This window comes from Pseudomonas sp. LB3P31, from assembly GCF_054897945.1.
Map to the genome: position 1 here is coordinate 1,424,652 of NZ_CM142710.1, position 20,035 is coordinate 1,444,686.

Below are 20,035 nucleotides of genomic sequence, written 5' to 3' on the forward strand. Positions count from 1 at the left end.
GAATTGGATGTCTAGTGAAATTTCTGCGACTGGCCACCCTATCGGTGGCCTCCTTGCTGGTTAGCGCCTGCAACCCGTTGATGACCGCTTCCATGGATACGCTCAAGGCCGCTTTCGAAGGTCCTGAGCCCCTGGAACTCACCCGCCAACAGGTGGATGCAACTCCGTACTACCAGATCACCATTACGGCACCTACAGGTGAAGCCGTCATGGCGTTGGTGCGTGTGCAGGATGGGGTTGGTTTCTGGATGGCCTCGACTCGTCAGATCCTAATGCTCGAAGACGGCTTGGCCATTCGTAGCGTTGGTTTCAACAACAACCTCGATGGCACTCGCTTTGATGATGTGTCGCCTTTCAAAGCCGGCTTGCACCGAGTTGCCGATGGCCTGCAGACCCGCCGTCAAGTGGACTTTGTCGATGGTTACCGGATGGGTGTGACTCTTACCAGCCGATTCGAGAAAAAGGGCCTGGAAACCGTGCATATCCTCGACCGCGACGTAGAGCTACTGCGCGTTGACGAGGACATCGCCTTGGAAGGTCTGGGCTTCACCGCGCGGAACCAGTATTGGGTCGACCCTGCCGACGGCTTCATCATGGCCAGTGTGCAACACCTGACTCCCGAATTGCCCCTACGCATTGTTCAAGTGCGCCCGAATAAGCCGGTAGTGCAATGATTCCTCGTTCCTCCTGGCTGCTTTGCTGCGGCCTTCTCATGACTTTTGCCGCATATGCTGACTCGCTGGTCACCGTGCAGGGTGATGCCGCCAAACCTGGGCGCTATGCGTTCCAGGAAGGGACTCGCTTGCATGACGTTTTGCTACCGGCCCAGGTTAACCCGAAGGCTTATCTGCTTGGTGCTGCGTGGTTGCACACCCCACTACGCAACGCGCAGGAGCGTTTGAAGCTGGGTGTGCTCTTCGATCTCGCGACTGTTAGGAGCAACGCGTTACAGGATGACGAAACCGAGCTGGTAGCGTTGGCTCAGCGTTTGATCGACAAGGTGCAAGCCATGCCGGTTACTGGCCGCCGAGTCGCTCAACTTGATCCAGTGCGAGTTGAGTTGAACCGTGTGGACAATCCCTACCTGAACAACGGTGATGTGCTGCTCTACCCCCCTCGTCCGAACACTGTGAAGATTGTCGGTGCGGTTACTGGCGAGTGCGAACTTCCATATCAGGCTTTGCAGCCGGCAATCAGTTATCTGAAAAACTGCCCGCGTGATGCTGGTGCCGACAATGATTTGCTGTTTGTCATCCAGCCGGATGGTCGCGTTTTCCAGGAAGGTATAGCGCTGTGGAACGAAACTAAGTCAGTACCTCCCGCGCCTGGGGCGCGCATTTATGTGCCCGTGCATCGCACCTCCAAGGGTGATCCAACACCAGACCTGAATACTGAACTGGCCGCTTTTATCGCCACCCAGCCACTGCTGGAGGTGAAGCCATGAGATATCGTTTGATTCCATGCCTGTTGCTCGGATGTAGCGCTTGGACGATCGCCGAACCCCGCCACACGCAAAGCGACTTTGGCGGTATTGGCCTGTTACAGACACCTAGCGCACGCATGGCGCCAGCGGGTGAATTGTCTTTGACTGCAAGTCGGACCGATCCTTATAGCCGATACAGCGTGTCGTTCCAACCGTTCGACTGGTTTGAAGGTTCTTTTCGGTACACCGCAATCACTAACCGAGTTTATGGTGCGGAGGCTTTGAGTGGAGACCAAAGTTATAAGGACAAGGCAATTGACTCTAAGATTCGCCTGCTCGAAGAAAGCCATTGGGTTCCGCAGGTTGCAGTGGGTGCCAGGGACATAGGTGGTACAGGCCTTTTCTCGAGCGAATATTTCGTTGGCAACAAAAGATTTGGCAATTTCGATCTTAGTCTTGGTCTGGCTTGGGGCTACATCGGCAACAGGGGTGATTTCAGCAACCCATTGGGCCTCGTGGATGATAAATTCAACAACCGACCTACACCAGACAATGATGTAGCTAACTCAGGTGGTTTTAACTCAAACAGCTACTTCCGCGGCTCGCCCTCTCTCTTCGGCGGACTAACTTACCAAACTCCATGGGACCCACTGTCCATAAAGCTCGAATACGAAGGCAACGACTACCAGCACGAGCCGCAGAACAACAACCAAATCCAGGACTCCCCAATCAACCTGGGCTTCGTCTTCAAAGCCAACGACACAGTAGACCTCCACGCAGCCTGGGAACGCGGCAACACCGCCATGTTCGGCATCACCCTGCACACCAACTTCGCCACCCGCAAGGCGCCGACCAAGAGCTTCGACCCAAAACCCGAACCCGTACCGGACGTCAAACCGACAACCGCGCCAACGGACGTGCAATGGGCCGGCGTCGCCAAGCGTTTGCAGAACAACGCGGGCTACACCGTTTCGAAAATCACCCAGCGTGATTCCGAGCTGATCGTCTACGGCGAGCAGGGTCGCTACTTCCACACCCCGAAAGCCGTCGGCCGTGCTTCGCGCATCCTCGACAACAGCGTCAACGATCAGATCGACTGGTTCACCATGGTCGACACCCGTTACAGCTTGCCGGTCCAGGAAGTCAGCCTGCCGCGGGATACTTTCCGCGAAGTGGTGCAAGAAGATCGCCCACTGGAAGACCTGCGCCGGGTGACCGAGCAGAACGTTCCCGTGCCGCATCAGGAAAAAACCCTGTACGCGAAGACGCCGGACAAGTTCACCTATGGCCTGGGCCTCGGGTACAAACAGAACGTCGGTGGCCCTGACGGGTTCCTGTTGTATCAGTTCAGTGCGGACCTGACTGCCGAATACCGGTTCAAGCCGGACCTGTGGTGGAACAGTACCCTGAGCGCGAACCTGATCAACAACTTCGACAAGTTCAAGTACGACGCACCCAGCGGCCTGCCGCGAGTGCGTACCGACTTGCGTCAGTACATGACGACGTCGGAAGTGACGATGCCGACCTTCCAGTTGAACAAGGTCAAGCAGCTGGACCAGGACCTCTACGGCATGGTGTACGGCGGCTATCTGGAATCGATGTTTGCCGGCGTCGGCGGTGAAGCGTTGTACCGTCCGATGGGCGAGCGCTGGGCGGTTGGTGTGGACATGAACTGGGTCAAGCAGCGTGATTTCGATCAGGGCTTCGGCCTGCGTGACTACAGCACCATCACCGGTAACGCTACGCTTTACTATCGGAGTTCGTTCCAGGACATTCTGGGCGCACTCAGCGTCGGGCGTTATTTGGCCAAAGACTACGGCGCGACCCTGGACTTGTCTCGCGAGTTCAGCAACGGCGTGCGGTTTGGTGGTTGGGTCACGATCACCAACGCCACGAAAGAGGAATATGGTGAAGGTAGTTTCGGCAAGGGTATTTATTTCTCGATTCCATTCGACGAATTGATGTCCAGCTCGACCACCCGCCGGGCTAACCTTGCGTGGACTCCACTGACTCGAGACGGTGGCGCATCCCTGGGTCGCAGCTACTCGCTGTACTCCCTGACCGAGCGTCGCAACATCGACCTGTTTCACAACAACTTCTACAAGGTCACCGAATGAAGCAGCAGATTCTGCGTGTCCTGCCCAAGCTGGCGTTTTTCGTGATCCTGCTGGTGCTGTGCGTCGCCGGCATGCGCGGCGAGCCGGTGCCGCAGGTGTTCGAGAATCAGGACAAGCTGCATCACTGGGCCGGCTTCGCGTGCTTGACGGTGAGTGCCTATCTGGCGTTTCCCGGCACCAGGTTGGGTTGGTTGTTGTTCTGGCCGTTGGTGGGTTCGATGTTGATTGAGCTGGAGCAGAGCTTGATGCCGATGCGGACGGCATCCTGGGGGGATATGGTGGCTAATGCTACTGGGGTGTTGTGTGGGATGGTGGTTGTGCTGGTTCTGCGGGGAGTGCAGGGTGCCCGGCAGAGGAAGGCGTTGGTGGTGGAGTCGTAGGCGTTTGTTGATTGGGCATTTTAGGTGCCTGTGAAATGGGAGCTGGGTTGCTGCGAATTGTGATGTGTCAGTCGATTTTTTGGTTGGCAATTGCATTCGTAGCAGGCTAGCTCCCATTTTTGGTTTTGGGCTATGGCGTCTGATTTGGAGTCGGGCTTTACCTCGGGCATGACTGAGGCTCTGGCAATTGCAGCGGCGTCTTGATCGGGTATTGAGGGCTGCCGTAGGCGTAGCAGGAAGTGCTGACCTGGAGTTCCTCACAAGGGAGGAAGTGGACCGTAATGCCGCAGACTTTTTGGCCGGTGAAATCAGGTATTGGCACTTCCTTACTGTGTTGGCGCGTCAGCGAATCGATCTTTTTCTCCCATGCCAAGTACTTCGGCCAGTCTGTATATCCAGGTGAGTCATAGGCATAAGCGACGCCCGTTTCCCAAATGACCCGCACCGTCATCCCCGGTCGCCAGCGCTGCGGGGCGATATAACAGCAACCTCCGCCACCCCCTTGGTAGGGACCAATGATGTCCAAGCCTGAGCGACCGTCAACACTAAAATGATTGATGGCCCAGTGCGTGTGGTTAATGCCTTCGATGATTCCCGCTTGTACGTTCTGCACAAATGAAGTCAAAGCGAGGCTACAGAGAAGACCCGTACGCACGGGCAAGGCTCCTCCCACTTTGTTGAGACACGAAAGAACAGCGCGCTTTATTTCGGACATGATTGAGGCTCCGGCAACTGCAGCGGTGTCTTGATCGGGTACTCGGGGCTGCCGTAGGCGTAGCAGGAAGTGCTGAGCTCAATTTCGTCGCAGGGCAGGAAGTGCACCGTGATGCCGCAGACTTTTTGGCCGGTGTAGTCGGGCACAGTGACTAGCTTGCTGTGTTGAGTTTTCTGGCTATTGACCTTTGTTTTCCAAGCTAGATAATTGGGCCAATCTGCAAAACCGGGAAAGTCATCGGAATAAGCCACACCCGTCTCCCAATCCACACGCACTTTTATCCCGGGCTTCCAGCGCGACGGCGCTACGTAACAGCAGCCTCCCCCACCGCCCTGGTAGGGACCAATCGCATCAAGGCCTGAGCGACCGTCAACACTGAAATGGTTGATGGCCCAGTGCGTGTGGTTGATGGCCTCGATGGTGCTGGCCTGCGCGCTGTGCACGTGAAGTGTCGCAACTAAACCGAGCAAGACGCCGGGGAGTAAACGCGACAAACGCGCGGCATTCATTGCCTGTGAGGCGCAGCGCTCAGCAGACTTAGGCCTGCGCATCATTCACCCCCAGATGCTTGGCGTAATAAGCCTCCCATATCTCATCGATGGCTTTATGCGCTTGAGCCAGGCGTTCGGCGTCCATCGCTGGCGGCTGTGCTGAGAGGGCTGGATCAGCGGCAGGACGAACGGCCAGCTTGGCTGCGCCATCCTCTCCATACAACGCTAGATCCCGTCGCCCGGCATTTCCGAAGAACACCATGCGTTCGCTGAAGTAGTGACCGCCTAATTCACGTCCCATTGAGTAAAGAAACCAGGCCCGCGAGTCGTGCACCTGATCGTCGAACAGCGCGCGCAACAAACCCTCGGGCTTGTTGGCGTTCAGGCTTTCGTCCACAAGCCCTCGGGTCTCTTCGTCTTTATGGTTGCCCCAGTCGCTGGGCGGCGGGAACAACAGGCTGACCTTGGCTCGTCCCGCAGTTTTCATCCGCAGGCGTTCAGCTCGCGCCATATCACTGACCTGATACGGATGCTGGGGAAATAGCGCCAGCAGCGCCACGCGCAACGCGATGGAATCGAGCCATCCGGAACCACGATAGACTGACGCAAATTCCTCGGCTGCTTCGCGCAACTGGGTTTGGGTCATGTCTGCATCGAAGTCCTTCACTCCGGGTTCCAGCGGTTTTTTTGTTTCTTTCTTAATATATTCAACGGCGAGTTGCGCTCTACGATTTGCTTCGACGCTCATCTGCGCCGTGTCACGGGCGTGCTCAGCGTTTTTGCGTACTAGCTTGTCTGCTTGGGTATCGGTTGCTTGGAGATAGAAGTTCTGCTGTTTGAGAGTGGCGAAGGCATAGCGATCGATGCGCCAAGCGGTGATCCATCCCATTTGTGTGCTTAACACGGCTTCCAGACTGCCCGACGCTGGTATGGGCAGGTATCTTTCCGCTTGCTCGATAGAGAGAGTAAGCAGCGCAGGCTCCAAGCCTAGAGTTGTTTCACGCCAGGCATTGAAGCGCTGAACCAGCACTGGTGAAGCTTCAAATTCCTGCGCGATATCATCTACAAATGCGCGCCACGAATCTTGGCGTAACTCAGCAGGCAGAGAGTTGATAGGCACCTTTAACGGTGCACCATGCGCATACGCATCCGAATAAAGATCATTCAGAGAGATTTGTGATAACAATAAAGCATCTCCTACGATGTTGTTCTCGCTGACAGCCTTCCCCTGATCCCCAGGCGGATACCCCCCACCTATATCTGAATGCACCCCCGGATAGATCACCTCGACACTGTTCCCGGGATAGCCGCCACCCTCCCCTCGAATGGATTCCAACGGAAAACACTACCGCTGCTCATGACTGGCCACCAGATGCAGGCATCTTTTGACCAGGCTGCCGCCAGGCAATTGCTGATTACCATCCGCCCAGCTCATATGGCCCTGCGCCCCCGGGATGATGTCGGCGATGCCCACCGAGGCCACGGTATCCAGCAGCCCCAGATACTCCACGCTAATGGGTAATTTCAGGTCGAGCAGCGTCAGGCTCGGCGTCGAGCCTGAGAGCATCTGATTCAGCCAGCTGACAAAGGCCCTGGCTGCCGCTGCCCCCCGGGAAAATCCGTACACATACAACTTGAGCCCCAGCAACTTCATCTGGCCGGGTTGCGGCTGGGTCAGGGCAATACGCAACGGTTTGGCCAAGGCAGCCAGTTGCTTGTTAACTTCGCGACTCCGGTTGGCGAAACCAGTCGGCCACTCCAGCCCCGGCAGGGAGCCCATGGCCTTCACCGCAGCGCGCAGACTCGCGTTGTCCAGTCGAGGCTGCCCCAGCGTGCGACGCAGGGCGTCGATGATCATCATCAACGCCCAGTTGATACGCTCTTCGCCATAGGTGGCAAAGGCCAGGCCAAGGGTGCCGTAGTCAAGATCGCCGACTTCGGTAAAGGGCGTGCCCACACCCGGCATGTAGTACTTGAAAAATTGACCGTTGCCGGTGCCCGCTTCATCGGTCAAACCTCTGGCGCTACTGCTGGCGTGGGCAGTGCCGCCTACTCCGGCGCCAATGCTCGCGCGGAATAAACGGGCGATATTGGTCGGATGCTTGGGGTCTGACAGATAGAGATCATTGTTGAGGTTATTGCCGGTGCCATCGAAGAACAGACTGACGTGTACAGTCTTGCAGCAGGGCGCCATTACTCGGCGTCCGGCGGCCACCGACAGGGCATCGTGGTAGTCACTCTCCTGGCTGCGCTGGAGCCGGTGGTTCTGGTAAATCTGCGCGGGACGGCTGGGTAAGCGGCCCTGGATGGGGAACTGGGGCGGGTAGCAAACAGCGGCGTGTTTTACTTCGGACATGACTGAGGCTCCGGCAATTGCAGAGGGGTCTTGATCGGGTATTCGGGGCTGCCATAGGCGTAGCAGGAGGTGCTAACCTGAATTTCGTCACAGGGCAGGAAGTGCACGGTGATGCCGCAGACTTTTTGGCCCGTGTAGTCGGGGACTGGAACTGCTCGGCTGTGTTGACGTTTCTGCGCCTCGACTTTGCCGACCCAGGCCAGATATTTAGGCCAGTCGGCGAATCCGGGAAACTCGTCAGCGAGCGCACTCACGCCGCTGGCCCCAGTCTCCCAATCAACCCGCACAGTCATCCCAGGCTGCCAGCGCGAAGGCGCGATGTAGCAGCAGCCTCCCCCGCCGCCCTGGTAGGGACCGATGATGTCCAGGCCTGAGCGGCCATCGACCTTGAAATGATTGATGGCCCAGTGCGTGTGGTTTATGCCTTCGATGGTGCTGGCCTGCGCATTCGGAGCAAAGAGAAGCCCGGCCAGTTGAAAGAGCAGCATGAAGGAATAACTGAGGATCGAAGATTGGAGCTTGCGCCTCCTGCCCAGTCTTCCTGGCTGAAAGGCACTCATGTTGTAAGTGAACTGTCTAGACGGTGGTCGATGGGCAAAAACTGAGACATGGTCAGGCCTTCCTGGTCTGGATCGGGACGGTCAGGAAGGGCTGTGCTTCCACCCTGGTCCTAGGGTTTAGAAGCTTTCGCTAAGGCACACCTAGGTGGGAATAGGACGCTTCTGATGGATGCGTAGGAAGTTTCGGTATTTGCTCGAACCGAAATTTCCTACTCGCAATGCATCCATTTCTTACTTCTTTCTTTTGGGATATCCCGCACAGTCTCCCGCGCCGTTTTCTGATGGCGCAGAGGGTCCGTTTACGAAGTTGGTCCTACAAACGGGCGAGTTTTGAGACGCCGTCTTCGGAGATTTCCTTCAAGTTTTGGCGGCTTGCATGAACTGGTGCGCGGTGGGTTGGATGGGTAGTCTTTCGATGTCGCTGCGAAGGCAGTGGCTGGGTGTAGGAACCCTTCATAATTCACCGCGCATCACCTTTGTCGCTTGATTTCGGCACTTCAATCGTGTCGGCGTAATCGTTAGCGGCGGTCGTGCGCGGGACACGCTTCGGCGTGGCTGAGTTGGTGGATTCTCAGTTTCCTACTCCCGCGTACGGCTGCCACCCAAGCCCGTAGGAAAGGCCGTTGGTAGTTCTTAATCATCCACCGAAGGCCTATGAAAAAATGACGATACTTCAACCCGAACAGCCCTATTCAAAACCAACGCCCTACCCCGAAAATCGCTTCAAGGCGCTCACCAGTAACTGTGATGACATGCCCACTTTTTTCATCGATGCCCAGGCGCCGCTCGATGTCCTGGTCGATGCTGCCAATTACCGAATTCATGCCGTTACCCAGGTGCTGGAGAATCTGTCCATGCGTGGGTCGGTGGAGTGTCAGTCTTTTATTCTTAGTGATTTTGCGCTGCTTTGTGCCATTCCGTTGAGGGATGGGTGTGATGTGTTGGATGTGGTTCGGCGGCGGTTGCGGCCTGGGGCTGCTGGTGGGTGAGAAACTGCTGCAGGGATCAGACAGGTTTGGTGGCAGGGCTGGAGTCATCGCGGGCAAGCCTTGCTCCCACAGGCAAGCACTGCACCCACTGGCAAGGATTGCTCTGTAGGCAGGCATTGCTCCACAGGAAAGACTTGCTCCCACAGCTGTTCACTTTAGTGTTCCCTCTGCCAGAGTTTTGGTGCAGTTTTTTTGTGAAGCCAATCCCAGCTTTGAAAAATAAACTCAACATTTCCCCTGCCCCGCCGAAACCCTGTGAAAGCCTCACGGATTGAATATGCCATGCGTAATAACCAGCCCATTACCCAACGCGAACGGACTTTTCCGGCTCAGCAGCGGTTGATTTCCACGACCGATGCCAAGGGCGTGATTTCCTACTGTAACGACGCCTTTGTCGAGATCAGCGGGTTTTCTCGCGAGGAACTGATTCGGGCGCCGCACAATCTGGTTCGTCATCCGGACGTGCCAGCGGCGGTGTTTGCGCATATGTGGGGGACGCTGAAGCAGGGGCAGCCATGGATGGGCATCGTCAAGAATCGCTGCCAGAACGGCGATCATTACTGGGTTAACGCCTATGTGACGCCGGTGTTTGAAGGCAATCAGGTGGTCGGTTATGAGTCGGTGCGGGTCAAGCCGACTGCCGAGCAGATCCGTCGGGCCGAGGCGCTGTATCAGCGGATCAATCAGGGCAAGTCGGCGGTGCCTGCCAGCGATAAGTGGCTGCCGGTTTTGCAGGATTGGGTGCCGTTTATTCTGGTGAGCCAGTTGAGTTTCATGATTGGCGCCACGCTGACTTCGCAGTGGGGGTTTGCGCTGGCCGCCGGACTTTCGGTGCCGTTGGGGTTGATGGGTTTGAGCTGGCAGCAGCGCGGGTTGAAGCGCTTGTTGCGCCTGGCTGAGCAGAGCACGTCCGATCCGTTGATTGCGCAGATGTACACCGACAGTCGTGGCGCTCAGGCGCGGTTGGAGATGTCGATTTTAAGTCAGGAAGCGCGTCTGAAAACTTGCCTGACCCGGTTGCAGGATACGGCCGAGCATCTGACTGAGCAGGCGAAGCAGTCCGATACCCTGGCGCATAAGAGTTCGACCGGGCTGGAGCGTCAGCGGGTTGAGACTGAGCAGGTGGCGACTGCGGTGAATCAGATGGCGGCGACCACGCAGGAAGTGGCGAGCCATGTGCAGCGCACGGCGGATGCGACTCAGGAAGCTAATCGCTTGACCGGTCGTGGGCGTGATATTGCCGGGGAAACCCGTGATGCGATTCAGCGGCTGTCGGTGGTGGTGGGGGAAACCGGGATGACGGTGACTCAGCTGGCCAAGGACAGTGATGAGATCGGTGGTGTGGTGGATGTGATCAAGGGCATCGCTGACCAGACCAACTTGCTGGCGCTGAACGCTGCGATCGAAGCGGCGCGTGCGGGTGAGATGGGGCGCGGGTTTGCGGTGGTGGCGGATGAAGTGCGGCAGTTGGCGCAGCGTACCAGTGAGTCTACCGGGCAGATTCATGCGTTGATCGCCAAGTTGCAGCAGACCGCGAGTACAGCGGTGCAGACCATGGAGGCCGGGCATCGTCAGGCTGAGGAAGGTGTGGCGCGGGTGCTCGAGGCGGATCAGGCGCTGGTGGGGATCAGTGAGGCGGTGGCGAATATTACTGATATGACTACGCAGATTGCGGCGGCTACGGAAGAGCAGAGCGCTGTGGCTGAGGAGATTAGCCGGAACATCAGTAATATTTCGCAGCTGGCGGATCAGACTTCGGAGCAGGCGCAGCATTCTGCGTTGTTGAGTGAAGAGCTGACGAAGACGGCGAGTACGCAGTATTCGTTGGTTGAGCGGTTTAATCGGTAGGGTTAGAGGCAAGATCAAAAAATCGCAGCCTTGGGCAGCTCCTACGGGAGCGCGTGAATCTGGGCGTTCCCGTAAGTGGGAACGATCAGAGTTTGAACAGCACAGATCGGCGCGTTATCCAACTGTCACTAGTGACAGTTACGCATTTGTTTAGCAAACCCTACTGTCTCCAGGGCAAACAGAAAGTTTGCTTAGCCCACGCAATGGAGATTGAGAAATGGATAACGAACGCAGACTGAACAGCATCAATAAAAAACGCCCGTATGACGCCAGTCAGGTTTTCAAGTGGCGTTTTAATTCAGAAGACTCTTTCATCGATGCAACTCATGCTGCGGTGTATCTGGATGAGTACCCTTCCGGAAAACGCGTTTGGGTATGGGAAGGCTGGACGGGGTCATTCGACACTGACGACATTTTTTTTTACGACTTCACCATACCTTACATCAACGACGAGCCGATCGACCGCCAATTTGAAATGGGCAAGGATGGACTTACTTTCGCACACGTTTTTTGGTTGCCGAACGATCAGTTGGGTGCGGTAAGCGCGCAATCGGCGATTGTCCATATCAAGTTTGACCCTGAAACTGGAGTCAGTGTTGGGGCATTCGAGGCAGAGTTTTTGGGGATTCATCGATCGCCTAAGGGTAAGTTTTCCTTGAAGCGAGGGGTTGGTGATGCGTGAAGTCTGGCGTTTCCCTGGGGGAACGTTAACGCGATAGGGCAAGGTTGCGGCCCGAGCCTTCGGCGGCTCCTAATGGAGTTGTGTGGTGACAGGGAACCCGGGGCTTCGAGCTTCCGGGTTTTTTATTGTCAGGTTGGGAGTGGTGGTGGTTGGTCGGCCGCCATCGCGAGCAGGCTCACTCCTACAGGGTTTTGTGTTGGTGGCACTCCAGGAACGCCGCCACTTTGTTTGCTGTTGCTGTGAGGTGTTGTTCATGGTTAAACCCGGAAGCCTTCAGCGGTTTCAGATCATGATTCCCCGCCACCAGCCAGAACACCTCGATGCTCGGTGACAGCGTGTAGCCCTCGACCGCCGCGCGATTCCCCAGCGCATCCCGTTCGCCCTGGACAATCAGCGTCGGTGTCTTTAACCCTGCCAGATGCTCCACCCGTGGTTTCTCCGGCTTGCCCACCGCATAAAACGGATAACCCAGGCACACCAGCGCATCCGCGCCCAATTCATCCGCCAGCAGACTCGCCATCCGCCCGCCCATGGACTTGCCACCGATGGCCAAGGGCCCAGCGACATGGCGTCGCACCAGGGCATACACCTCGCGCCAGCATTCCAGCAGTTTCGGGGCAGGATTCGGGGGGCGTTTACCGCCATCCACACGCCTCTGGGCCATGTAGGGAAACTCGAAGCGCAGGACGTTAACGCCAGCGCCAGCAAGGCGTGCAGCCATGTCGTTCATCCACGCACTGTCCATCGGAGCGCCAGCGCCGTGGGCGAGGATCAGGGTCGCAGCTGCCGGTTCAACAGCTGCATTCCACAGCCATCCATGTTCCCCCACACACTGCGCCCATTGATCCCCGTCAATACTGGCCTTGTGCTCTTTGTCCATGCTTGCCTCGCTTTTAGTCTGCCTATAACTCCAGGCGAAGGACGCGCTGCCTTGTCGCACGCGCGCTCACTTCGGCTGAACCGTGGATGGGGAACCATGAACACTTCTATCAGTACCGCCTACAACTACAAGGTGGTCCGCCAATTCGCCATTATGACGGTGGTGTGGGGCATCGTCGGCATGGGGCTCGGGGTTTTTCTCGCGGCTCAATTGGTCTGGCCCGAACTTAATTTCGATTTACCGTGGACCAGCTTCGGGCGCCTGCGTCCGTTGCACACCAATGCGGTGATCTTCGCTTTCGGCGGTTGCGCCCTGTTCGCCAGTTCGTTCTACGCGGTGCAACGCACCTGCCAGACCCAGCTGTTTGCACCGAAAATTGCCGCGTTCTGTTTCTGGGGCTGGCAGGTGGTGATTTTGCTGGCGGCGATAAGCCTGCCGCTGGGTTACACCAGTTCCAAGGAATACGCCGAGCTGGAATGGCCGATCGACATTTTGATCACGATTGTCTGGGTCGCCTACGCCGTCGTGTTCTTCGGCACGATCATGCAGCGCAAGACCAAACACATCTATGTCGGCAACTGGTTCTTCGGTGCGTTCATCATCACCGTGGCGATTCTGCATATCGTCAACAACCTTGAGCTGCCGGTGAGTTTCACCAAGTCCTACTCGGTGTACGCCGGGGCGACCGATGCGATGGTGCAGTGGTGGTACGGGCACAACGCCGTGGGCTTTTTCCTCACCGCCGGTTTCCTCGGGATGATGTATTACTTCGTACCGAAGCAGGCCGAGCGTCCGGTGTATTCCTATCGCCTGTCGATCGTGCACTTCTGGGCGCTGATCACCCTGTACATCTGGGCCGGTCCGCACCATTTGCACTACACCGCGCTGCCGGATTGGGCGCAGTCGCTGGGCATGGTGATGTCGCTGGTGCTGCTGGCGCCAAGCTGGGGCGGGATGATCAACGGGATGATGACGCTGTCAGGGGCCTGGCATAAGTTGCGCAGCGATCCGATCCTGCGCTTCCTGGTGGTGTCGCTGGCGTTCTACGGCATGTCGACCTTCGAAGGGCCGATGATGGCGATCAAGACGGTCAACGCCCTCTCCCACTACACCGACTGGACCATCGGCCACGTGCACGCCGGTGCGCTCGGCTGGGTGGCGATGATTTCCATCGGCGCGCTGTATCACATGATCCCGAAAATCTTCGGTCGGCCGCAAATGCACAGTATCGGCCTGATCAACGCGCACTTCTGGCTCGCGACCATCGGCACCGTGCTGTACATCGCGTCGATGTGGGTCAACGGCATCGCCCAGGGCCTGATGTGGCGCGCGATCAACGAAGACGGCACGCTGACCTACTCCTTCGTCGAAACCCTGGTCGCCAGCCATCCAGGCTTCGTCGTGCGACTGGTGGGCGGCGCGATCTTCCTGAGTGGCATGTTCCTGATGGCTTACAACACCTGGCGCACCGTACGGGCCTCGCAGCCTGCCGACGTCGCCGCTGCCGCGCAGATGGCTTAAGGAGTCCGCCATGAAACACGAAACAATCGAGAAAAACGTCGGCCTGTTGATGTTGCTGATGGTGCTGGCAGTGAGCATCGGCGGCCTGACCCAGATCGTCCCGCTGTTCTTCCAGGACGTGACCAATAAGCCGGTGGAAGGCATGAAACCCTACACCGCGCTGCAGCTGGAAGGTCGTGACATCTACATCCGCGAAGGCTGCGTGCAGTGTCATTCGCAGATGATCCGCCCGTTTCGCGCCGAAACCGAACGTTACGGGCACTACTCGGTGGCCGGCGAAAGCGTCTGGGATCACCCGTTCCTCTGGGGCTCCAAGCGCACCGGGCCGGACCTGGCGCGGGTCGGCGGGCGCTACTCGGATGACTGGCACCGTGCGCACTTGTACAACCCGCGCAACGTGGTTCCGGAATCGAAGATGCCGGCCTACCCGTGGCTGGTCACCCAGGCGGTCGACAGCGGCAGCACCGAGACCAAGCTCAAGGTGTTGCGCACCCTTGGCGTGCCGTACACCGACGACGACATCAGCGGCGCGGTGGCCAGCCTCAAGGGCAAGACCGAGATGGACGCCCTGGTTTCTTACCTGCAAGTGCTCGGCACTGCCATCAAGAGCAAGAGGTGAGCCGTGATCTTTGAAATGAGCACTGGAATGATCCGCGGCCTGGGCACCGTCGTGGTGTTCGTGGCCTTCGTCGGCCTGACGCTGTGGGTATTCAACAACAAGCGCAATGCGGAATTCGCCGAAGCGCGCCTGCTGCCGTTCGCCGATGACCCGCAACCCGACAGCCCCCCAGAACCTGCAACAACAAGGAGTACCCGGTCATGACCACTTTCTGGAGTACGTGGATTTGCGTACTGACCATCGGCAGCCTGATCGGCCTGACCTGGCTGCTGATCGGCACCCGCAAGGGCGAGACCAAGGGCAGCGTCGACCAGACCATGGGCCACAGCTTCGACGGCATCGAGGAGTACGACAATCCGTTGCCGCAGTGGTGGTTCATGCTGTTCGCCGGCACCCTGGTGTTCGCCGTCGGTTATCTGGTGCTGTACCCGGGCCTGGGCAACTGGAAAGGCATCCTGCCCGGCTATGAAGACGGCTGGACCGGTGTGCACGAGTGGGAAAAGGAGATGGCCAAGGCTGATGCGAAGTTTGGGCCGATCTACGCCAAATTCGCGTCGATGCCCGTGGAAGATGTCGCCAAGGACCCACAGGCATTGAAGATGGGTGGTCGCTTGTTCGCCTCCAACTGCTCGGTGTGCCACGGCTCGGATGCCAAGGGCGCGTTTGGTTTCCCTAACCTGGCGGACAGCGACTGGCGTTGGGGCGGCGACGCCGAGATGATCAAGACCACGATCATGGGCGGCCGTGTGGCGGCGATGCCGGCCTGGGGCGAAATCCTCGGTGAAACCGGAGTGAAGAACGTTGCCGCCTATGTGCGTCACGAATTGGCCGGCCTGCCATTGCCTGCCGACGACACGGCGGACCTGCAGGCCGGACAAGAGGCCTACAGCACTACATGTGTGGCCTGCCACGGCGCGAATGGCCAAGGCACGCCGGCGATGGGCGCGCCGAACCTGACGCACCCGGTCGGTTTCATCTACGGCACCAGCCTGGCGCAGCTGCAGCAGACCATCCGTCATGGTCGCCAGGGGCACATGCCGGCGCAGCACGAGCTGCTGGGCAACGATAAGGTGCAACTGCTGGCCGCCTATGTGTACAGCCTGTCTCAAGGATTGAGTACCGAAAATTTGCAAGCTGAAGGCAAACGCGAATAACTCTCGACCGCTCTGCTGCCGCATTCACCCGGATGCGGCAGTTCCCTGCCCCTTTGCGACCAAGTGTCGCACCCTCCCAAAGTACGCCTTTCGGTTCCCCGAATTCGGGTCTAAGCTTTCTGCGATGCGGACTGGCATGAGCCGGTTCCAGGTCGACCCGAGGCGATGCGTTCGACGAATTTGCTCGATGACAGGCCGCAAAGGCTGGTAGATACCGGCTGTCGTGGAATTTGCCTCCTGTCACCTGATCGTTGTGTTTGAACACACCCTGTTACATCCGACCTGACCCCCTCGCCTTTTTCGTCTGCTGCGACATTTTGTCCATGGGCAATTTTGTCCTTACGCGGCGCATGGAAAGGCCGCAGAATCAGCTTTAGAAAGCATTGACCCAGGTCATGGCGCGTTGCAATGACCCCCCGCTTTCTACATACTTGCGGCCGATTTTTACTCCTAATAAAACACCCAAACCGTGGAACCTTAGAATGAGCACAGCAATCAGTCCGACTGCTTATAACTATAAGGTAGTCCGCCAGTTCGCCATCATGACGGTGGTCTGGGGGATCCTTGGCATGGGGCTTGGTGTTTTCATCGCCTCGCAACTGGTATGGCCGGAATTGAACTTCGGTCTGCCATGGACGAGCTTTGGACGCCTTCGCCCGTTGCACACCAACCTGGTGATTTTCGCCTTCGGTGGATGTGCACTGTTTGCCACTTCTTATTACGTCGTGCAGCGAACCTGCCAAACGCGACTGATTTCCGACAGCCTCGCGGCCTTCACCTTCTGGGGTTGGCAAGCGGTGATCGTCGGCGCCATCGTTACCTTGCCGCTGGGTTACACCACCACCAAGGAATACGCTGAGCTGGAATGGCCTTTGGCTATTTTGCTGGCCATCGTCTGGGTCACCTACGGTCTGGTGTTCTTCGGCACCATCACCAAACGCAAGACCAAGCACATCTATGTGGGCAACTGGTTCTACGGTGCCTTCATCGTCGTGACGGCGATGCTGCACATCGTCAACCACGCTTCCCTGCCGGTCAGCTTCTTTAAGTCCTACTCGGCCTACGCCGGTGCGACGGATGCGATGATCCAGTGGTGGTACGGTCACAACGCGGTGGGCTTCTTCCTGACCACCGGTTTCCTGGGGATGATGTACTACTTCGTGCCGAAACAGGCCGAGCGTCCGATCTACTCCTATCGCCTGTCGATCGTGCACTTCTGGGCGCTGATCACCCTGTACATTTGGGCCGGTCCGCACCACCTGCACTACACCGCACTGCCGGACTGGGCTCAGTCCCTGGGCATGGCGATGTCGATTATCCTGCTGGCTCCAAGCTGGGGCGGCATGATCAACGGCATGATGACCCTGTCGGGCGCCTGGCATAAGCTGCGCACCGACCCGATCCTGCGCTTTTTGGTGGTATCGCTGGCGTTCTACGGCATGTCGACCTTCGAAGGCCCGATGATGGCCATCAAGACCGTCAACTCGCTGTCGCACTACACCGACTGGACCATCGGCCACGTACACGCCGGTGCCTTGGGCTGGGTAGCGATGATCTCGATCGGCGCGATCTACCACATGATCCCGAAACTGTTCGGTCGCGTGCAGATGCACAGCATCGGCCTGATCAACGCGCACTTCTGGCTCGCGACCATCGGTACCGTGCTGTATATCGCTTCGATGTGGGTCAACGGCATCACCCAGGGCCTGATGTGGCGTGCAATCAACGATGACGGCACCCTCACCTATTCGTTCGTCGAAGCGCTGCAAGCCAGTCACCCGGGCTTCATCGTTCGCGCCCTGGGCGGTGCGTTCTTCGCCAGCGGCATGCTGTTCATGGCCTACAACGTATGGCGTACCGTACGTGCCTCGAACCCGGCTGAAGCCAAAGCTGCTGAACAGATTGCTGTAGTTGGAGCTCACTGATGAAGCATGAAGCAGTCGAGAAGAATATTGGCCTGCTGGCCTTCTTCATGGTTATCGCCGTCAGCATCGGCGGCCTGACGCAAATCGTTCCACTGTTTTTCCAGGACGTCACCAACAAGCCGGTCGAAGGCATGAAGCCTCGCACCGCCCTTGAGCTGGAAGGACGCGACGTGTACATCGCCAACGGTTGTGTCGGCTGCCACTCGCAGATGATCCGCCCGTTCCGTGCTGAAACCGAACGCTACGGCCACTACTCGGTCGCCGGTGAAAGCGTCTGGGACCACCCGTTCCTGTGGGGTTCCAAGCGTACCGGTCCGGACCTGGCCCGCGTCGGCGGTCGTTACTCCGATGACTGGCAGCGTGCGCATTTGTACAACCCGCGCAACGTAGTGCCGGAGTCGAAAATGCCGGCCTACCCGTTCCTCGTGGAAAACAAGCTCGACGGCAAAGACACCGCCAAGAAAATGGAAGTCTTGCGCACGCTCGGCGTCCCTTACACCGACGAAGATATCGCCGGTGCATCGGCTGCTGTGAAGGGCAAAACCGAAATGGACGCGCTGGTGGCCTATCTGCAAGGCCTGGGCACCATCATCAAAAGCAAACGGTGATTTAGATGGATATCGGGATGATTCGTGGCCTGGGCACCGTTGTCGTGATGGTGGCCTTCATCGGTCTGGCGTTGTGGGTGTTCAGTCCCAAGCGCAAGTCGGAGTTTGAAGACGCTACCTTGCTGCCTTTCGCGGATGATCCCGAAGCCATCAAGCACGTCGAGCAAGCTTCTAGGAGTAACAAAGAATGACTACGTTCTGGAGTCTGTACGTCACAGTCCTCAGTCTGGGCACTATCTTCGCCCTGACCTGGCTGCTGCTGTCTACCCGCAAGGGCCAGCGCGCCGAGCAGACGGAAGAAACGGTTGGCCACTCGTTCGACGGGATCGAGGAGTACGACAACCCGCTGCCGAAATGGTGGTTCATGCTGTTCGTGGGCACCATAATCTTCGCCCTGGGCTACCTGGTGCTGTACCCGGGCCTGGGTAACTGGAAAGGCCTGCTGCCAGGTTACAACTACCTGGATAACGAGAAGCAGACCGCGTTCGCCAACGGCCAGACCGGCTGGACCGGCGTGCACGAGTGGGAAAAGGAAATGGCCAAGTCGGACGCGCGTTTCGGCCCGATCTTCGCCAAGTTCGCTTCCATGCCGATTGAAGAAGTCGCCAAGGACCCGCAAGCCCTGAAGATGGGTGGCCGCCTGTTCGCCTCCAACTGCTCGGTATGCCACGGTTCCGACGCTAAGGGCGCTTATGGCTTCCCTAACCTGACCGATGCCGATTGGCGCTGGGGCGGCGAGCCGGAAACCATCAAGACCACCATCATGGGCGGCCGTCACGCGGTCATGCCGGCGTGGGCTGAAGTGATCGGCGAGCAAGGCGTGGCGGACGTGTCTGCATTCGTTCTGACCAACCTCGATGGCCGCAAGTTGCCGGAAGGCGCCAAGGCTGACCCGGCTGCCGGCGGCAAGCTGTTCGCGGCCAACTGCGTGGCGTGCCACGGTCCGGCAGGCAAAGGTACCCCGGCCATGGGTGCACCTGACCTGACCCACCCGGGCGCGTTCATCTACGGTTCGAGCTTCGCGCAACTGCAGCAGACCATCCGTTACGGCCGCCAGGGCCAGATGCCTGCTCAGGAACAGCTGCAAGGCAACGACAAGGTTCACTTGCTGGCCGCTTACGTCTACAGCTTGTCTCACGGTGAGAAAGCTCCGGTGGCAGATGCTCAGTAACGTTTGATGTAATAAAAACGGCCCCGCCAATGAGAATTGGCGGGGCCGTTTTGTTTGGGGCGCCGGTTTCATAATCTGAAACCTATATTCGATAGGCTTGCGGGGCGGTCAGGGGTAACGTCGACTGACCTGGTAACCGGCATGAAGCGGGTCTGCCAGGACAAGGAAGTTAAACGTCATTAAACAAGGAATGCATATCATGTCTGATCAAGAACATATCGTTGACGACTGCCAGGGTCCGGTACTGCCGGAGCCAACTGTGGAAGTTCCAACAGTTGAGTTCGTCATCACCGACTGCGAAATACCCGAGGAGGCTTTGCCTGCAGACACCAGGCAGCGTCGTTCCAACTTTGCCGCTCCCACCGAAGGCGAGGGCAACGAGCACGACAGCTCGTGGAGATAACTTGCCTTAAGCTGTGACCCGTGAGCGCGGCGGACATCCGCCGCGCTCCGAAGCCAGGCCCCGACAGCTCGGTCGGGCAATGCCGTTGAGCTATAGTCAATTGACCTGCATCATGTTTTGTTACATTCGCTACACCATTCGGCTTTTTTCCCCAACGCGACCAAAGGTCGCACCCTTGACCTAGAGCGACAGG

The 20,035-nt window shown here is 58.0% G+C and carries 22 protein-coding genes; 16 read left to right on the plus strand and 6 right to left on the minus strand.

Annotated features, from left to right (window positions below):
• Positions 1-14 precede the first annotated feature (14 nt).
• From ACYZTK_RS06395 to ACYZTK_RS06410, 4 genes are read left to right on the plus strand one after another with little or no spacing between them, the layout of a single operon-like run.
• Complete coding sequence (locus ACYZTK_RS06395) at positions 15-674, plus strand: YjbF family lipoprotein (RefSeq protein ID WP_462013671.1); 660 nt, start codon at positions 15-17, stop codon at positions 672-674.
• Positions 671-1,444: a capsule biosynthesis GfcC family protein gene (locus ACYZTK_RS06400; protein WP_462013672.1), complete on the plus strand. Its 774-nt coding sequence runs from the start codon at positions 671-673 to the stop codon at positions 1,442-1,444. The genes ACYZTK_RS06395 and ACYZTK_RS06400 overlap by 4 nt, the downstream gene beginning before the upstream one ends.
• Complete coding sequence (locus ACYZTK_RS06405; protein ID WP_462013673.1) at positions 1,441-3,540, plus strand: YjbH domain-containing protein; 2,100 nt, start codon at positions 1,441-1,443, stop codon at positions 3,538-3,540. The genes ACYZTK_RS06400 and ACYZTK_RS06405 overlap by 4 nt, the downstream gene beginning before the upstream one ends.
• A complete protein-coding gene (locus tag ACYZTK_RS06410) occupies positions 3,537-3,920 on the plus strand; it encodes a VanZ family protein (protein ID WP_462013674.1) in 384 nt (127 codons plus the stop codon). The genes ACYZTK_RS06405 and ACYZTK_RS06410 overlap by 4 nt, the downstream gene beginning before the upstream one ends.
• A 157-nt stretch (positions 3,921-4,077) precedes the next feature.
• On the opposite strand, the gene ACYZTK_RS06415 is transcribed toward ACYZTK_RS06410, so the two are convergent.
• Genes ACYZTK_RS06415 through ACYZTK_RS06435 form a run of 5 tightly spaced genes read right to left on the minus strand, consistent with a single transcriptional unit; the run spans position 4,078 to position 7,970 of the window.
• A complete protein-coding gene (locus tag ACYZTK_RS06415; protein ID WP_462013675.1) occupies positions 4,078-4,635 on the minus strand; it encodes a DUF3304 domain-containing protein in 558 nt (185 codons plus the stop codon).
• Positions 4,623-5,144 (minus strand): DUF3304 domain-containing protein, encoded by a 522-nt coding sequence (locus ACYZTK_RS06420; RefSeq protein WP_462014862.1) that lies wholly within the window; start codon positions 5,142-5,144, stop codon positions 4,623-4,625. Before ACYZTK_RS06420 ends, ACYZTK_RS06415 begins: the two co-directional genes overlap by 13 nt.
• A 28-nt stretch (positions 5,145-5,172) precedes the next feature.
• Positions 5,173-6,462, minus strand: coding sequence for a T6SS phospholipase effector Tle1-like catalytic domain-containing protein (locus ACYZTK_RS06425; protein WP_462013676.1), 1,290 nt, complete (start codon positions 6,460-6,462; stop codon positions 5,173-5,175).
• A 9-nt stretch (positions 6,463-6,471) separates the two neighbouring features.
• Complete coding sequence (locus ACYZTK_RS06430; RefSeq protein WP_462013677.1) at positions 6,472-7,482, minus strand: DUF2235 domain-containing protein; 1,011 nt, start codon at positions 7,480-7,482, stop codon at positions 6,472-6,474.
• Positions 7,470-7,970 carry a DUF3304 domain-containing protein gene (locus tag ACYZTK_RS06435; protein WP_462014863.1) on the minus strand — a complete coding sequence of 167 codons (501 nt, stop codon included), beginning with the start codon at positions 7,968-7,970 and terminating at the stop codon, positions 7,470-7,472. Before ACYZTK_RS06435 ends, ACYZTK_RS06430 begins: the two co-directional genes overlap by 13 nt.
• Positions 7,971-8,704: 734 nt before the next feature.
• Between ACYZTK_RS06435 and ACYZTK_RS06440 the strand changes: the two genes are divergently transcribed.
• The 3 genes from ACYZTK_RS06440 (at position 8,705) to ACYZTK_RS06450 (ending at position 11,561) form a co-directional block, all read left to right on the plus strand.
• The gene (locus ACYZTK_RS06440) at positions 8,705-9,031 is read left to right on the plus strand and encodes a hypothetical protein (protein WP_462014864.1); all 327 of its coding nucleotides are present in this window, start codon (positions 8,705-8,707) and stop codon (positions 9,029-9,031) included.
• 282 nt (positions 9,032-9,313) lie between these two features.
• The gene (locus ACYZTK_RS06445; protein WP_462013678.1) at positions 9,314-10,879 is read left to right on the plus strand and encodes a methyl-accepting chemotaxis protein; all 1,566 of its coding nucleotides are present in this window, start codon (positions 9,314-9,316) and stop codon (positions 10,877-10,879) included.
• 217 nt (positions 10,880-11,096) lie between these two features.
• Entirely contained in the window at positions 11,097-11,561 is a 465-nt protein-coding gene (locus tag ACYZTK_RS06450; RefSeq protein WP_462013679.1) for a hypothetical protein, read from the plus strand.
• A 181-nt stretch (positions 11,562-11,742) separates the two neighbouring features.
• Here the strand turns inward: ACYZTK_RS06450 and ACYZTK_RS06455 are convergent, their stop codons facing one another.
• Positions 11,743-12,441, minus strand: a complete 699-nt coding sequence (locus tag ACYZTK_RS06455) for an alpha/beta family hydrolase (RefSeq protein ID WP_462013680.1) — start codon at positions 12,439-12,441, stop codon at positions 11,743-11,745.
• Positions 12,442-12,537: 96 nt separating this feature from the next.
• Here ACYZTK_RS06455 and ccoN (ACYZTK_RS06460) point away from each other — a divergent pair, with 96 nt between their 5' ends.
• From ccoN (ACYZTK_RS06460) to ACYZTK_RS06500, 9 genes are all read left to right on the plus strand, one after another.
• Positions 12,538-13,962 (plus strand): cytochrome-c oxidase, cbb3-type subunit I, encoded by a 1,425-nt coding sequence (gene ccoN / locus ACYZTK_RS06460; RefSeq protein ID WP_462013681.1) that lies wholly within the window; start codon positions 12,538-12,540, stop codon positions 13,960-13,962.
• A gap of 10 nt (positions 13,963-13,972) precedes the next feature.
• Entirely contained in the window at positions 13,973-14,581 is a 609-nt protein-coding gene (gene ccoO / locus ACYZTK_RS06465; RefSeq protein WP_462013682.1) for a cytochrome-c oxidase, cbb3-type subunit II, read from the plus strand.
• A 3-nt stretch (positions 14,582-14,584) separates the two neighbouring features.
• Positions 14,585-14,785 (plus strand): cbb3-type cytochrome oxidase subunit 3, encoded by a 201-nt coding sequence (locus ACYZTK_RS06470; protein WP_462013683.1) that lies wholly within the window; start codon positions 14,585-14,587, stop codon positions 14,783-14,785.
• The gene (ccoP, locus tag ACYZTK_RS06475; protein ID WP_462013684.1) at positions 14,782-15,735 is read left to right on the plus strand and encodes a cytochrome-c oxidase, cbb3-type subunit III; all 954 of its coding nucleotides are present in this window, start codon (positions 14,782-14,784) and stop codon (positions 15,733-15,735) included. The genes ACYZTK_RS06470 and ccoP (ACYZTK_RS06475) overlap by 4 nt, the downstream gene beginning before the upstream one ends.
• A 482-nt stretch (positions 15,736-16,217) precedes the next feature.
• Positions 16,218-17,660: a cytochrome-c oxidase, cbb3-type subunit I gene (ccoN, locus tag ACYZTK_RS06480; RefSeq protein WP_462013685.1), complete on the plus strand. Its 1,443-nt coding sequence runs from the start codon at positions 16,218-16,220 to the stop codon at positions 17,658-17,660.
• Positions 17,660-18,268, plus strand: a complete 609-nt coding sequence (gene ccoO / locus ACYZTK_RS06485) for a cytochrome-c oxidase, cbb3-type subunit II (RefSeq protein ID WP_462013686.1) — start codon at positions 17,660-17,662, stop codon at positions 18,266-18,268. The genes ccoN (ACYZTK_RS06480) and ccoO (ACYZTK_RS06485) overlap by 1 nt, the downstream gene beginning before the upstream one ends.
• A gap of 5 nt (positions 18,269-18,273) precedes the next feature.
• On the plus strand, positions 18,274-18,459 hold the full coding sequence (locus ACYZTK_RS06490) for a CcoQ/FixQ family Cbb3-type cytochrome c oxidase assembly chaperone (RefSeq protein WP_003175465.1): 186 nt from the start codon (positions 18,274-18,276) through the stop codon (positions 18,457-18,459).
• Positions 18,456-19,439: a cytochrome-c oxidase, cbb3-type subunit III gene (gene ccoP / locus ACYZTK_RS06495; RefSeq protein WP_462013687.1), complete on the plus strand. Its 984-nt coding sequence runs from the start codon at positions 18,456-18,458 to the stop codon at positions 19,437-19,439. The genes ACYZTK_RS06490 and ccoP (ACYZTK_RS06495) overlap by 4 nt, the downstream gene beginning before the upstream one ends.
• Before the next feature lie 199 nt (positions 19,440-19,638).
• Complete coding sequence (locus tag ACYZTK_RS06500; RefSeq protein ID WP_462013688.1) at positions 19,639-19,842, plus strand: hypothetical protein; 204 nt, start codon at positions 19,639-19,641, stop codon at positions 19,840-19,842.
• Positions 19,843-20,035: the final 193 nt, after the last annotated feature.

What these genes read in the sequence shown, in the direction of transcription:
- ACYZTK_RS06415 (WP_462013675.1), bottom strand. Translation starts at nt 4,635, where the DNA reads ATGTCCGAAATAAAGCGCGCTGTTCTTTCGTGTCTCAACAAAGTGGGA.
- ccoO (WP_462013686.1), top strand. Translation starts at nt 17,660, where the DNA reads ATGAAGCATGAAGCAGTCGAGAAGAATATTGGCCTGCTGGCCTTCTTC.
- ccoN (WP_462013681.1), top strand. Translation starts at nt 12,538, where the DNA reads ATGAACACTTCTATCAGTACCGCCTACAACTACAAGGTGGTCCGCCAA.
- ACYZTK_RS06405 (WP_462013673.1), top strand. Translation starts at nt 1,441, where the DNA reads ATGAGATATCGTTTGATTCCATGCCTGTTGCTCGGATGTAGCGCTTGG.
- ACYZTK_RS06420 (WP_462014862.1), bottom strand. Translation starts at nt 5,144, where the DNA reads ATGAATGCCGCGCGTTTGTCGCGTTTACTCCCCGGCGTCTTGCTCGGT.
- ACYZTK_RS06445 (WP_462013678.1), top strand. Translation starts at nt 9,314, where the DNA reads ATGCGTAATAACCAGCCCATTACCCAACGCGAACGGACTTTTCCGGCT.
- ACYZTK_RS06440 (WP_462014864.1), top strand. Translation starts at nt 8,705, where the DNA reads ATGACGATACTTCAACCCGAACAGCCCTATTCAAAACCAACGCCCTAC.
- ccoP (WP_462013687.1), top strand. Translation starts at nt 18,456, where the DNA reads ATGACTACGTTCTGGAGTCTGTACGTCACAGTCCTCAGTCTGGGCACT.
- ccoP (WP_462013684.1), top strand. Translation starts at nt 14,782, where the DNA reads ATGACCACTTTCTGGAGTACGTGGATTTGCGTACTGACCATCGGCAGC.
- ACYZTK_RS06490 (WP_003175465.1), top strand. Translation starts at nt 18,274, where the DNA reads ATGGATATCGGGATGATTCGTGGCCTGGGCACCGTTGTCGTGATGGTG.
- ACYZTK_RS06500 (WP_462013688.1), top strand. Translation starts at nt 19,639, where the DNA reads ATGTCTGATCAAGAACATATCGTTGACGACTGCCAGGGTCCGGTACTG.
- ACYZTK_RS06455 (WP_462013680.1), bottom strand. Translation starts at nt 12,441, where the DNA reads ATGGACAAAGAGCACAAGGCCAGTATTGACGGGGATCAATGGGCGCAG.
- ACYZTK_RS06435 (WP_462014863.1), bottom strand. Translation starts at nt 7,970, where the DNA reads ATGCTGCTCTTTCAACTGGCCGGGCTTCTCTTTGCTCCGAATGCGCAG.
- ccoO (WP_462013682.1), top strand. Translation starts at nt 13,973, where the DNA reads ATGAAACACGAAACAATCGAGAAAAACGTCGGCCTGTTGATGTTGCTG.
- ccoN (WP_462013685.1), top strand. Translation starts at nt 16,218, where the DNA reads ATGAGCACAGCAATCAGTCCGACTGCTTATAACTATAAGGTAGTCCGC.
- ACYZTK_RS06410 (WP_462013674.1), top strand. Translation starts at nt 3,537, where the DNA reads ATGAAGCAGCAGATTCTGCGTGTCCTGCCCAAGCTGGCGTTTTTCGTG.
- ACYZTK_RS06400 (WP_462013672.1), top strand. Translation starts at nt 671, where the DNA reads ATGATTCCTCGTTCCTCCTGGCTGCTTTGCTGCGGCCTTCTCATGACT.
- ACYZTK_RS06450 (WP_462013679.1), top strand. Translation starts at nt 11,097, where the DNA reads ATGGATAACGAACGCAGACTGAACAGCATCAATAAAAAACGCCCGTAT.
- ACYZTK_RS06430 (WP_462013677.1), bottom strand. Translation starts at nt 7,482, where the DNA reads ATGTCCGAAGTAAAACACGCCGCTGTTTGCTACCCGCCCCAGTTCCCC.